The sequence below is a fragment of the Niastella sp. genome, assembly GCF_045805085.1.
In the GTDB taxonomy this organism is placed as follows: Bacteria; Bacteroidota; Bacteroidia; order Chitinophagales; family Chitinophagaceae; genus Niastella.
Genome location: NZ_JBJMLX010000147.1, coordinates 1 through 14,120 on the forward strand (window position 1 = coordinate 1; position 14,120 = coordinate 14,120).

Consider the following 14,120-nt stretch of genomic DNA (forward strand, 5'->3'; position numbering starts at 1 on the left):
TAGTGGCATTATACGAAATACCGGTCCCGGCCGCGTGCTCTGCTCGTACTTTCTGGTAAAAGTTGGCAATGCTGGTAGTATCTACTGATGAAAGTTTGTTGTTAAACGTATTCCAGTCGGTGCTGCTCAGGTAACCATTTACTGAAGCAGTGGCCTGGGTAATACCTATCTGTCCGTTGGTAAGGGTAATGGATGCAGTGGCACTGAATAAGCCGCGCACCTTTTGATAAAAGCTACTGATGTAACCGGTATCCATGGTAAGCGCGCCGGTGTTGCCATTTAAAGTGGTTACACCGGCGTTGCTTATTACCCCCGTACTATTGTTATAATTTATTCCGGTTCCTCCGCTGAGCTCATTTCTTACTTTCAAATAAAAGTTAGGAATATTCGTGGTATCAATAGATGTGGTGGAAGCCAGCGATTGCCAGGCGCCACTCGCACGCAACAGCAGGCGTTTGGCCGGCGTAAAATACACAACCATGCCATCGGGCGGATTCAAGGTATTGATCAGCGCCGTGTCTGCTATGCGGGTAAACAACAAGCCCTGGTTGGTGGATTGCAATTCCAGCACGGCAGATTTTATGTTTACCGCGGAATTGATCCCCAATCGTAACTGCTGCGAAAAGCCTTCCGTGGTGAACAATACCATTATGAGTATTGCCATCCAACATCTATAAATACGCATATGCCTGCTTTAAGCGGTTGCGGTTGCCGGTTGTTATTTCTTGATGATGTACCAGTCGGTACCATCTGTTTGCAGGGTTACATATGTCCAGTCGTTATAAATAACATATGTGTTACCGCCGTCGATGGTACCAGAAGTTGGTGAAATGGTCAACTCCTTGTCTATGCCCCCGCTGCCTACTTTTTTGATGGTATAGATCCGGCCGGCAATGCTGGTGGGAGAAGGTAAGGTAATAGTAAAGGCCTGTGTAGTGGTATTGGCCAGAATGGTATTATCGCCGGCTGTTGCCGAATAGTTGGCAGTTACCGATTTAATAGCCATAGATATTGAACCCGCTACCTGCACTGTAGAGTTAGCATTACCGGTAGTACCTGCCAAAAAAGTTTTCGCAGCAGTTACGCTGTCCTGGAACGATTTGTTACCACCGAAGGTTTGCGTGGCAGTAGTTACCACCCCACGGGCGGCAGTACCGGCATCTGGCACATTTAAATAAATGCTATCGGCCCCATTGGCCACAACGGCCAGGTCGGCACCGGTATTCCTGAATGCTACAATTTGAGCAGTATCGATATTTCCATTGATCCGGCGAATGGCATTCCCAAAGGCCGCATCACTTACTTTACGCTTTGATACCAGGCCATTCGATAACACCAGCACAGAGTCGGCGCTTGCATTGTTGGCCACAGTTTGCAGGTTTAAGGTTCCGCCCACTGTTACACTATCGCGGAAAGTTTTGCTGCCGCCAAATGTTTGGGCGCCTGCTGTTACAATACCCGGATTGGTTGCATCGGCCGGATGCAGGATGATCTTGCGCGAAGTGCTGTCTGTTACAATGGTAGCGCCATTTATATCTGCGGAAGCAGCTACGGCGCCAATGGTTATGGTTTGAATACCGCTTTGGATCTTCGTCCAGTCATCGTGGGTTAAGAACCCGTATGGTTTGCTGGCCGAAGCGCCATCCTGTACAGGCAGGTAAATCGCAATCGTACTGTCGGAAGAACGGCTGTCTACTTTTACCGAATCTTCTGAAGTACTGGCTGCAGCCGTTATGGATAACGTTTGTTTTTGAATGCCGTTGATGGCTTTGATGGCATTGGTAAAGGCGCTCGACGACATCGTCCTTTTATATACAGACCCGTCAGCGGCCAGCACCAATACATCTACTTCGGTTGAACCGGCGGCCAGATTCTCCAACTTAACGGTACCGTTTACATTTAAAGTAGCGGAGGGCGTGGTGGTTCCAATACCAATGTTTCCGTTTGAACCGATGATCATGCGCGCGGCATTAGCGGTCTTGATGGTAAACGGCTTGCCATCTGTTGTACCGATGAAGCTGGTAGCAGAATCGGTTCCGGCGTTACCGGTCAATGACCAGTTAGCCGTTGCATCGGCCATGCTGGCCAGCTTTTTCCAGGAGTTATTACTGCGGATACGCAAACTGTTGTCTGCGGTCAGGTAAATGATCATCCCATCGGGTGGGTTCAGGGAATTGATGGCTGCCGTATCGGTTAAACGGGGTAACAGCAAACCCTGCCGGGTGCTCTCCAATTCGAGGATGGAGCTTTTTTGAATACTGGTAGGGTTGTCACCAACCTTCAACTGGGCGTTTGCCAACATACCGGTACCCATAAGTGCAGCCAGTAAAAGGCTTTTCCTGTTCTTTAGGATATTAATCAATGTCATACGTGGGGATTTAATATTTCTCTAAGAATTACACTATTAGAAACACTTTAACCCATATTAAAATTAGATTAGAAAGCAAGTCTATTTGACTATTCATTGTTATTGCAGGGAAACCATAGGTAATTCTGCTTAGGAAAAACTGTATGCTATACCGTAAGAGCCAATACCTTAACCCTGATCAACTGGTTCTTTTTATGACGCCCATCAGGTAACAGACTATGCTGCGAGATGGTTATAAACATCGGGACATACATATTATTAAAGATATTCAGTATATACCAGCATGTATGGTCGCCGTTACCCAAACACCATGAAATGCTTGAAAAAGGTTTAAAAATGTTGAAAAATAAACCTGCTAAAGAGCCTGATTGTCAAAGGCTGGTTTGATGTTTGTTTATTACCCCCTGCTCTGGTTTAGGTAGATAAGTAGAATGTATTATGAACAATAATGTGGGAAACTGGCCTGATAAATTACGGGTATGCGTTTTTCTGCGGGTGTGATTTTCACCCAAAATTGATACAACAGGCAAATTACCGGCATCAATTATCTCAAAAAATACAATTCACATACTTACTAAACTGATATAAGACAAACTAATAAAGAGTTAATTAGGTAACTACACGTGAACAACAACGTTATTAAAGGGCCTGCCTGTCATGAACTCTAATATAATTTTCATGATATCGCATTGCTAATTTAAAAAATCATCTTACTTATGTATTACATAATTAAATTTAAAACCTTATCATGTTGAAAAACTATACACTAACCGCTTTGCCATATTGGAACTTTCTCTGGCCCGATGCCAGAGAGGTCATTGTCCCGCTGCATATACCCAAAGCAACATAGCCCGAATAGTTGCTTATTCCCTTTCACCAGTAACATACCGGACATTGCAGCAGTGCCTTTGGAACTGGCATGCGTAGCACCATACAGGTGTGTGTAACTGATCCCCTTTAGATCGGGGCCGTTTTTATGGCCTCAGGCCCTTGTTTGTCCTTATACCCTACACTAGTATAGCCTGCTATTTATTAACGTCAGTGAACCCGGTTTACTGAACCGTAATTTTTTGCCTGCCCGGAAATCCGCTTCTGCAGGCAACAGGAATCCTTTTGTTATTAAACTCTTATTCATAACCATTTAAAATTAAACATGATGAGTAAACGACGACTACTATCTGGTTTATTCCTTATTCTATGGTGCAGTGCACAGGTCACTGCGCAACAAGGTGACAATTACAGCGGCTATTTTGCCGAAGCCTATCGCCAGTATCCTGCCATTCCGCAGGGAGTACTGGAAGCTGCAGCCTGGTCTGCTTCGCATCTTAACAACATGCATCCGCAGGCACACGGCGATGGCGATGACGTGGCCATGCCTTTGCGGTATGGTATTTTCGGACTGATCGAAGACGGTAAAGGTTATTTCAAGAACAACCTGCTTACCATTACTGCATTAAGCGGTATTACCCCGGAACAGTTTAAAAACGACGTGCGTCTGCAGATCCTGGCAGTGGCTAAATTCCTGAGTAAGGAAGCAGCGCAACAACAACCAGGCGCCAACCTCACACACGAACGTTTTGCCGGCGTACTGGAAAAACTGTCGGAGATCCCCGAGGATGGCAGCGCGGTGAATAAATATGCGCATTCGCTGTACACCTACGAAGTGTTCGATCACCTGAAGAAAGGTTTTACATCGCCTAAATTAAGGCTGCAACCCCGCAATATACAGCTCGACAAGATCTATGCGCCGCAAACCCTGCGCACCCTGAGCGCACCCGGCGTACAGATCAATAACCTGCAGGATAAGATCAGCACCAACGGCGTTAACTTACCTGTAAGCAACACCACACCGGCCACCAACAGCAATGCAAGAATAGAGGGTACTACCGGTGCAGAGGCCGTGCAAAGCACTGATTATCCACCGGCGCTGTGGGACCAGGCCAACACAGCAAATTTCGGAAGTCGCAATGGTGTTGCCATAACCAATGTAGCCATTCATACCACCCAGGGAAGCTATGCTGGTACCATTTCCTGGTTTAACAATGCATCAGCCAAAGTATCGGCCCATTATGTGATCCGTTCATCTGACGGACAGATCACCCAAATGGTGTACGAAAAAGACCGCGCCTATCACGTGTACAACAACAATTCCTATACAATAGGTATTGAACATGAAGGGTTCGTAGATGATGCTTCCTGGTATACCAACGCCATGTACAACAGTTCAGCTGCTCTTGTACGGGATATTTGCGCCGACAATAACATTGACCGTACAAAATGTTTTAAAGGAGCCGCTACTTCAGGCGTCAATGTTCAGCCGATCACTGTACGGATAAAAGGCCACCAGCACTATCCTGATAACGATCATACCGATCCCGGCATCAACTGGAACTGGGTGAAATATTACGATCTCATCAATCCGCCTGCATTTGCTACCACCATTACGTTTGCCGTAAAAGACCAAAGCACCGGTTTAGCGGTTGCCAGCACATCGGTTAAAGTAACCAAACCCGATGGTACTACTGCTACTGCAACCACCGATGCCAATGGTAAACTAACATATGGCATTAACGCTGGTAAATATACTTTCTCCTTTACCAAGAGTGGTTATACTGCATTAAGTACATTTTTTACCGGTGGTGGGGCAGATGATAAGATCACGGCTAACATCAACCTCGATCCTGCCAGCACAGCCAGATTGGCGAGCAATACGTCACCCCTGGTTTCAACAGGTAGCAACATGGTATTGACAGGCTATGTGCGTGATGCCGAACTAAACAGCGCACTGGGCGGCGTTCAGCTAAAAGCAGGCAACTATAGCACCACAACAGATGCCAGCGGTCATTTCTCGCTTACGGTTCCCGCCGGAGTTATAACGCCCGGTAAAACACCGTCCATCATTACTATACAATCTACCAAAACAGGGTATATCACCAACAGCATTCAAAACCTGTATGCCATTCCCGATACGTATGAAATGCAGATTGCCCTGAATGCAACCAGTTCTGTTCATGCCACTGCTTTGCAAGGCGCAACGGATCTGGCCATCCGCCGCCATGGGTTGTTCGACAAAACGATCGCCGAACAGATAGCGTTTGCAGGCACTACAACACCTGCTGTAAATGCGCGTGAAGAAGCAACAGCCACTACTACAGCTGCACTGGCGGTTCCTGCCGTTATCCGGGTGTCAACCAGTTGCGCCTGCACGGCCTGCGCCGATCCGGTAGTTGAAGTAATGAGCCTGGAATCGTATGTGCAAACCGGTTTGGATGACGAGTGGGTAAGCAGCTGGAATGCCGCTTCCCTGCAAGCAGGTGCAGTGGCTTACCGTTCACGCGGCGCCTGGTTTGTACAAAATCCCGCAGCTACCAATTACGATCTCTCTGCGGCCGCCTGTCACCAGACCTGGCAAACCGACCGCGCTACCAGTGTAAAGAATGCCGCCGTTGCTACTGCAGGCATCGTGCTCATCAGGAACGGGGCTATCTACAAAGCAGAGTATTGCGCCGAATCAAATAACGCCGGTTGCGGTGATGGCTTCAGTGGCACCAGCACTGATTATCCCTGTATTGCTGATTCCCGTTGCGCAGGCAGAACCAAAAGCGGTCATGGCCGTGGTATGTGCCAATGGGGTTCCAGCTTCTGGGGTACCGATCAAACGTACACCTGGATCCTGAATCATTATTACAATCCGGACAGCGCTGCTATTCAAACCAGCAGCGGCGCATTGGTTAGCAGCAATACCAGCGACAGCAAGATCACTAATGACCGCACGCTGTCGATAGCGCCCAATCCCGTTACCGGCGGTACTATCTCCATCGGGTATACGATGGCCGATGTTTCGCAACCGGCCAGCATTGTGCTTACCGATAACTTCGGACAAAACGCGCAGCAACGGAATGTAGTGTTGCAAAAAGGGATGAACCGGCTTACCATCAATACCAGTGGGTTGAAACCGGGCCTTTATAATGTGACGGTGCGTTTGAGTGCAAGTGGGAAGGCTACTACTAAAAAGATATTAATTGTGAAGTAAGAGCAGCGATCAAATACCAGACCTGTCAGGTGGACTCAACCCACTGATATTTCAGGACATTGCTGTCCACCTTACAGGTCTTAATAGTTACAAAACATTATGCTATGATCAAAACACGAAAGATCCTTCTTGGGGTATTGGGTTTACTGATGTATTCGTTTGCAGAGGCACAGTCAACCAATATCACGTTTATTGTAAAAGATCAAAACACCGGGTTTGCCGTGTCCGGCGCCGTTGTACAGGTAACAGCACCCAATGGCAGCACCAGTAGCCTTACCGCCGCAGCAAACGGCAGACTGGTATTCACGGCCGTGAATGGAAAGTATGATTTCTCCATTGTAGCAAATGGTTACAAGCCATTAGCTACCTATTTTTCATCGGGCGAAATAACCACCATTGAAGCCCGCATCAACCTGGAGCCGGCCAATGACAATGCAGGGCAGCCCTTGCAACAGCTTCGTGCAAACGTGAATCAACCAGTGATCAGCGGATATGTACGGGATGAAGCACAGAACAGCGCGCTCGCCGGCGTACAGGTAAGCAGCGGTACCGCCACTGCCGTAACCGACAGCAAGGGGTTCTTTTCGCTGGAAGTAACAGCTGCCGCCCAACCCCTTACACAGGGCACCGAACCGGCTACTGCAGCGATCACCTTTACAAAGAATGGCTATGCGCCGTACACCCTGCAAAATGTTTATCTGATACCGGATGTATACACGATGAAGGTGGCCCTGTCACCGTCGAACGGAGCACGGGTACAAACCGGGCACGTGGAAAAACAGGTGCATGGTTTATTCAACAGAACCGCCGCCGATGAAGAGCAACGGTATGCGGCTCCTGCCACCCTGCCCCAGGCCAGGGAAAATGCGGTGTTGGCCGCTACTGTGCCATCGAGCATTCGGGTGGGGGTAAACTGTAATTGTACCACCTGCAGTTCCGTTGATGTAATGAGCCTGGAAGAGTATGTTCAAACGGGAATCGATGATGAGTGGATCGCGAGTTGGGGCGCAGCTGCTCTGCAGGCCGGTTCAGTAGCTTACCGTACTTATGGCGCCTGGTATGTATTGCATCCGGTTAAAAGCAGTTTTGATATTGCGGCCTCTACCTGTAACCAGGCATGGGAAAGCGATAAATACACAGCCGCTATCAATGCCGCTAAATCTACTGCCGGTATCGTTCTGGTAAAGAGTGGCGCTATCTTCAGAGCGGAATATTCTGCAGAAAACAACAAGGCCGGTTGTGGTGATGGGTATAGTGGTACAGGTACCACCAGCGGCTGGCCCTGTATTTCAGATGCCCGCTGTGCCGGTCACGACAAAAACGGCCATGGCCGCGGCATGTGCCAATGGGGCTCCAGCCGCTGGGCCAGCGACAAAACCTATACCTGGATCCTGAACCATTATTATAACCCGGGTAACGTTACTATTCAACTGCCACCTACGCCAGCTGTTACCATCCTGTCTTTGGCCGTGAAAGACCAAAGCACCGGTTTGGCGGTTGCCAGCACATCGGTTAAAGTAACCAAACCCGATGGCACTACCGCTACTGCTACCACCGATGCCAATGGTAAACTCATATACGGACTGGAAACCGGAAAATACAGTTTCGCTTTCTCAAAAAGCGGTTATACTGCACTCAGCACTGCCTTCACCGGCGGACCTGATGACAGCGTATACGCTGATATCAACCTGGATGTAGTCAGCACGGCCAGAATGGCGAGCAATACGTCACCCCTGGTTTCAACAGGCAGCAACATGGTATTGACCGGCTATGTGCGTGATGCCGAACTAAACAGCGCACTGGGAGGCGTTCAGCTACAAGCAGGCAACTATAGCACCACAACAGATGCCAGCGGTCATTTCTCGCTTACGGTTCCCGCCGGGGTTATAACACCCGTTAAAACACCGTCCATCATTACTATACAATCTACCAAAACAGGGTATATCACCAACAGCATTCAAAACCTGTATGCCATTCCCGATACGTATGAAATGCAGATTGCCCTGAATGCAACCAGTTCTGTTCATGCTACTGCCTTGCAAGGCGCACCGGATCTGGCCATCCGCCGCCATGGGTTGTTCGACAAAACGATCGCCGAACAAATAGCGTTTGCAGGCACTACAACACCTGCTGTAAATGCGCGTGAAGAAGCAACGGCCACTACTACAGCGGCACTGGCGGTTCCTGCCGTTATCCGGGTGTCAACCAGTTGCGCCTGCACGGCTTGTTCAAGCCCGCATGTACAGGTAATGAGCCTGGAATCGTATGTGCAAAGCGGTTTGGATGATGAGTGGGTAAGCAGCTGGAATGCCGCTTCCCTGCAAGCCGGTTCAGTGGCTTACCGTTCACGCGGTGCCTGGTTTGTACAAAATCCCGCAGCTACCAATTATGACCTCTCTGCAGCCGCTTGTCACCAGACCTGGCAAACCGATCGCGCTACCAGTGTAAAGAATGCAGCGATCGCAACAGCCGGTATCGTATTAATAAAGAACGGAGCGATCTATAAAGCAGAGTATTGCGCCGAATCAAATAACGCCGGTTGCGGTGATGGCTTCAGTGGCACCAGCACTGATTATCCCTGTATTGCTGATTCCCGTTGTGCAGGCAGAACTAAAAGCGGTCATGGCCGTGGTATGTGCCAATGGGGTTCCAGCTTCTGGGGTACCGATCAAACCTATACCTGGATCCTGAATCATTATTACAACCCGGACAGTGCTGCTATTCAAACCAGCAGCGGCGCATTGGTTAACAGCAATACCAACGATACCCACATTACGGAGCCAGGTTCATTAAAAATAGCACCCAACCCGGCCACCGGAAGCGCTATCACGATCGAGTATACGCTTGCTGATGCATCGCAACCTGCCAGCATTGTAGTAAGCGACAATTTTGGACAGGCAGCCCAGCAACGCAATGTGGTATTGCAACAAGGCTTGAACCGCCTTACCATCAATACCAGTGGGTTGAAACCCGGTATCTATAACGTAACGATCCGGTTGAACGCTAGTGGAAAATCAACCAGTAAGAAATTGCTAATCGTTAAATAATCATCTCTTTTTAAATACAACAAATACTATGAAAAGAAACACCGCAAGAAACATGTCCTTAGGTCTTTTGGCACTTATGTTAACAGTACTGTCGTGTAACAAGGCAGAGAATTCAGCAGCAACCCCGGAAGCACAGGATTCGGAAATGGCACAAACACCGGTTCCCGATCCGGAGGTAACTACAGAAAATGTTCCTACGCCTGCTACTGCTGCCGTTGAAGCAGCTGCTGCCAGAGTAAAATCACCGGTGCCAGGTTATACCGTCACCTACCCTTTTGGGGTAAAAGATCCGCGTTATGCCGCCGGATATCATACGGGCGATGATTATGCCTCTCCTACCGGCACCAAAGTAGTGGCCGTGCTTGACGGCACCATTGCCTGGTCGAACAATAACGGTGGGGCCTATGGCCGGTGGATCGGGTTGCGTGCCTCCAACGGCCGCGATTATGTGTATTGCCATTTATCCGTTCGCTCCGTAAGCACCGGCACTAAAGTGGTGGCTGGTCAAAAATTAGGAGAAGTAGGCGCTACCGGTAATGTTACCGGTCCGCACCTGCATTTTGAAGACCGGCCAAAAGGCGGCGGATATGGACAGGTACGAAAACCCAAATGGTAAGATAGGAAAGTTGTGTCCCGGTGCTACCTTCTACGCCGGGCACACTTTCTTCAAACATTAAAACCTGAAAAATGAAACAAACAAAATGCCCGGAGAACAAACGGACTAACCGATTGCCGCGCCTGTTCACCATCATCACCGTGATGGCGTTATCGGCCACCGCCTGCAAAAAAGGAGTTACCGAAAAAGGAACCGCCCCCAATGATGATCGGGTTGCGGCTACCGAAGCCACCCAAACCCATACCTACATCAAACTGTTTGATGGCGGCGCCGATGGCTATCATTCTTTCCGGATCCCCTCTATTGTTCGTACCAATGACAACACCCTGCTTGCCTTTGTAGAAGGACGCATGGCCGCCAACAAGGATTATGGCAACATTAACGTGGAGTACAAACGATCTACCGACAATGGCGTCACCTGGTCGGCCATGATGGAAGTGGTAGGGGCCGGACAAGGCACCTGGGGTAATCCCACGTCGGTTGTTGACCGCACCACCGGCCGCATCTGGGTATTTATGAGCTGGAATTCCGCCACCAAGAATCAGGGCGGTACCGATGACTATGAAAAAATAAATACCTGGGGCGATCGCAAAGTATATTATTCTTACAGCGATGACGATGGCCTTAATTTCACCACGCCTACTGATATGACCAGCACCCTGTTGCCCCCTGGTTATACCTGGGATGCCATGGGACCCGGCGTTGGTATTCAAACGACCAATGGCACACTGGTTATTCCTGCCATCGGCAGAAATATTTACAGCACCGATCATGGCGCTACCTGGCAGTATAAACCGATACCCGGCGGCACCAGTGAGGGCGCTATTGTTGAACTGAATGATGGCCGCCTGATGCGTAACGATCGGGCTACCAGTACTTCCTGGGCAACCGCCAAACGGCGCTGGGTATCGCGCGGCACTATCACCGGTAGCTTTAGTGCATTTGCTCCCGACGATACACTGCTTGACCCGGCTTGCGAAGGTTCTATTGTTCGCTACACCGGTTCACCCGATCGTATTATGGTGCTGAATTCGGCCAGCACCGAAACCCGGTGTAAAATGCGGGTACGTATTAGTTATGATGGCGGCGTTACCTGGCCCCTCAGCCGTAAGATCTATGACTGGTTAACCGATGATGAAGCATACGCGCAAGGGAAGGGTGGTTATAGCAGCATGGTAAAAACAGCCGATTATACTATTGGCGCGCTTATCGAGGTCAATGAGAACACAGGCGACAGCCAGAACAGCCATCGCTCTATCGAGTTCCATAAATTCAATCTGCCCTGGATGACAAGCGGCGCCACAGAGCCGATACCATAATAGTTGAACGTTTTAAGTTGAACGTTTTAAGTTCTAAGTGTAAGGTCGTTGAACTTCGGGAAGCATTATTGTATGCAGCGCTCCGATTTTCAACGACCTTTCTCTTTAGACATTCAACATTAAACCTTAAAATTTAAAAGCTAATCCAAAGGAATTTGCACTTCGAGACGGCAGCCGCCCATCGGTTTGGTGTCGATGGTGAGGGTTCCACCCAATGTTTCTGCCCGATTAAGAATGTTCAACAGTCCAATGCCATTTGTTGGCTTTGTGGCATCAAAACCTTTTCCATTATCCTGTATCACCAGGCTTAATTCATTATCAGCCTTCTCAATGGCGATGCGTACATACCCTGCTTCGGCATACCGCATGATATTATTGGTTTGCTCCTGGATGATACGGTACATCATCAACTGCACGTCGTGGGCCAGTTCTATTTCCAGTTCAGGATCGCATTCAAAATCAACAACCATAGGCCGCACCAGTTGCATATTCTTGATGATGTCTTCCACCGGGTCAATAAACCCAACCTCATTAATGATGGAAGAGTTCAGTGACTTGGAGATCTTTCGGATCTCCTGGATAGCCAGGTTTATGTATTGGGATGTTTTACCAAGCAGTTGATCCTGTTCATCACCCTGGCCTTTGGCCGTGCTCAACAAAATCATGGCCGATGATAAGATCTGGTTCACATTATCGTGCAACTCTTTTGATATTTCATTGCGTTCATATTCCTGCCCGGCAATCATCGCCTGGTTAATACGCAGGCGTTCTTTTTCTTTTTGCTGCTCCAGTTCGGCTTCCAGCTTTCTTTTTTCGGTAAGGTCCTGAATGGCCCCAATGGCCCGAACCGCTACACCATCCTTGTAAATGATGTATCCTTTATCTGACAAATGTTTATAAGTTCCATCGGCACAAAGGAACCGGTATTCATCATGCCAGTAATTATTTCTCGCCAGTAAACAGGCATTGATATGATCCATTAACCGCTGGCGGTCATCAACGTGTATTTTTTCGAGCAACCAGTCAAGGTTCATATCGTTCTGGGTATAGCCCGTTAACCGGTTGAATGGTTCGCTTCGGTAAATAGTTCCTTTTTCAATATTCCAGTCCCAGATGTAATCTGAAGTGGCCTTGGTTGTATAATAAAACCGTTCGTTTACTTTCAGGATCTCCTGCTGCGCTCTTTTCTCCTCCGTGATGTCGATGGATTGTCCGCCAATGAGCCGTTTAGGCGTGGAGGTTTGCAGCAAAAATTTGAATACGAGGTACACGCCCGGCGTACCATCCTGCCGCAGCGAGTTTTCGAGGGTAATCAACGGCTGACCGGTCTCCAGCACGCGTTGATTGTTGGCCATATACTGCTCCACCATATCTTTTGGCATCAGGTCGCGCATATTGGTATACAGCTGGCTATCGCTCAATTTCCATACGCGTTTAAAAATATCGTTCATGTAAATGATATAGCCATCTTCGTCAATGATCCAGGCGGGGCTGTGCGTATTGTTCATGAATGACTGAAACATGTATTCACTTTCAGTCAATCGCGACTCGGCTTCCCTGCAGGCGGTAACATCACTAAAGCTAACCCCTACCAGCCCGGGCACAGCTTCATTAAATTCTTCCAGCAAACAGGTATTCACCGAAAGCCAGGTAAGCCGGCCTTTGGCATTGGTAAAACCCATGGTGCGTTGCCGGATGATTTCTCCGGTGTGCAAGGTGATCATGCCGGGATATTCCTGGATGCTCAGTGGAAAACCATCTTCCCTAAAGCCTTTGCCGCCAATATCGATAAGGTTCTTTCCAATGAGTTGATCGTGGGTACAGCCTATGATCTCACAGGCTTTATTATTGGCAGAGAGGATGGTGCCCTGGACACCTTGTAACAGCATTACGCCTTCTTCCAGGGAATTAAGCAGGGTTTTATACAGCACGCCGGGCCGGATCTCTTTTTTACGGTGAATAGTAGCTTGCAGGTCGCGCAGGATGATCACTACATCGAGCAAATAAAATGTTCCCGGAAATTTATGGGTATAGCAGGAAACACGGTAGGTTTTGCCATCGGGCGCCGCCACAAAAATATCTTCCACCTGTTCATCCAGGGCGATAGCCCTTTGCAGCTGGCTGTGCACTTCATGGTGCCCGGGAAACATCCCGTTGAGGAGATCAACTATATTTTTTTTAGCAGGCCTGTCGGGTTGTTTAAACCACAGTTCTTCAGCCGCCACGTTCCAGTGCTGCAAATTAAAATGCCGGTCGGTAATAAATACGGCGTCCTGGCAGTCATTTAAAATGCTTTCCAGCCAGGGGGCCATCTCACGGTAATTGGTTGTAAAAGTTGGGTTCATAGGGCTCTCTCAAATAAAATTATGTAACCAGTTCGTTCGCGTAAACACCTCTCAAATTGTGCCAATGATGTAACCACTTTACAATCAAACGCTAAACAAATCAGGCACGGGACGTTCATTCCCACGGATAGAAAAACGTTCCCATATATTAGTATCTTATGTGGCCCCGAGGTATGTGCATAAATTTCTGTTTGTTATCAGATTACATAGTTTTACTTATCACCATGTACATAAAAATCAACACCGTGTAGAATTGTATTAATCACCATTAATTACCCTGGAAGGAATTATACGGGTTTTTTCCACTCTTCTTTTAGCACGGAATATACATACAGGTCAACAAACTCGTTGTTTACAAATTCGCCCTGCCTGATGATGCCTTCTTTTTTAAA

General features: G+C 48.3%; 7 protein-coding genes. 4 read left to right on the forward strand and 3 right to left on the reverse strand.

The window, feature by feature from the left end; translation table 11 throughout:
- On the reverse strand, nucleotides 1–664 hold a 664-nt coding region (locus tag ACJ751_RS07305), incomplete at its 3' end, for a hypothetical protein (RefSeq protein WP_407744757.1).
- A gap of 54 nt (nucleotides 665–718) precedes the next feature.
- The gene (locus tag ACJ751_RS07310; protein WP_407744759.1) at nucleotides 719–2,368 is read right to left on the reverse strand and encodes a hypothetical protein; all 1,650 of its coding nucleotides are present in this window, start codon (nucleotides 2,366–2,368) and stop codon (nucleotides 719–721) included.
- A 1,156-nt stretch (nucleotides 2,369–3,524) separates the two neighbouring features.
- Between ACJ751_RS07310 and ACJ751_RS07315 the strand changes: the two genes are divergently transcribed.
- The 4 genes from ACJ751_RS07315 (at nucleotide 3,525) to ACJ751_RS07330 (ending at nucleotide 11,383) form a co-directional block, all read left to right on the forward strand.
- Nucleotides 3,525–6,401, forward strand: a complete 2,877-nt coding sequence (locus tag ACJ751_RS07315) for an N-acetylmuramoyl-L-alanine amidase (protein WP_407744761.1) — start codon at nucleotides 3,525–3,527, stop codon at nucleotides 6,399–6,401.
- Between the two features lie 104 nt (nucleotides 6,402–6,505).
- Complete coding sequence (locus tag ACJ751_RS07320) at nucleotides 6,506–9,448, forward strand: SpoIID/LytB domain-containing protein (RefSeq protein WP_407744763.1); 2,943 nt, start codon at nucleotides 6,506–6,508, stop codon at nucleotides 9,446–9,448.
- A 76-nt stretch (nucleotides 9,449–9,524) separates the two neighbouring features.
- Nucleotides 9,525–10,064, forward strand: a complete 540-nt coding sequence (locus ACJ751_RS07325) for a M23 family metallopeptidase (protein WP_407744767.1) — start codon at nucleotides 9,525–9,527, stop codon at nucleotides 10,062–10,064.
- 71 nt (nucleotides 10,065–10,135) lie between these two features.
- Nucleotides 10,136–11,383: an exo-alpha-sialidase gene (locus ACJ751_RS07330; protein WP_407744764.1), complete on the forward strand. Its 1,248-nt coding sequence runs from the start codon at nucleotides 10,136–10,138 to the stop codon at nucleotides 11,381–11,383.
- A gap of 140 nt (nucleotides 11,384–11,523) precedes the next feature.
- On the opposite strand, the gene ACJ751_RS07335 is transcribed toward ACJ751_RS07330, so the two are convergent.
- A complete protein-coding gene (locus tag ACJ751_RS07335; protein ID WP_407744765.1) occupies nucleotides 11,524–13,728 on the reverse strand; it encodes a PAS domain S-box protein in 2,205 nt (734 codons plus the stop codon).
- Nucleotides 13,729–14,120 lie beyond the last annotated feature (392 nt).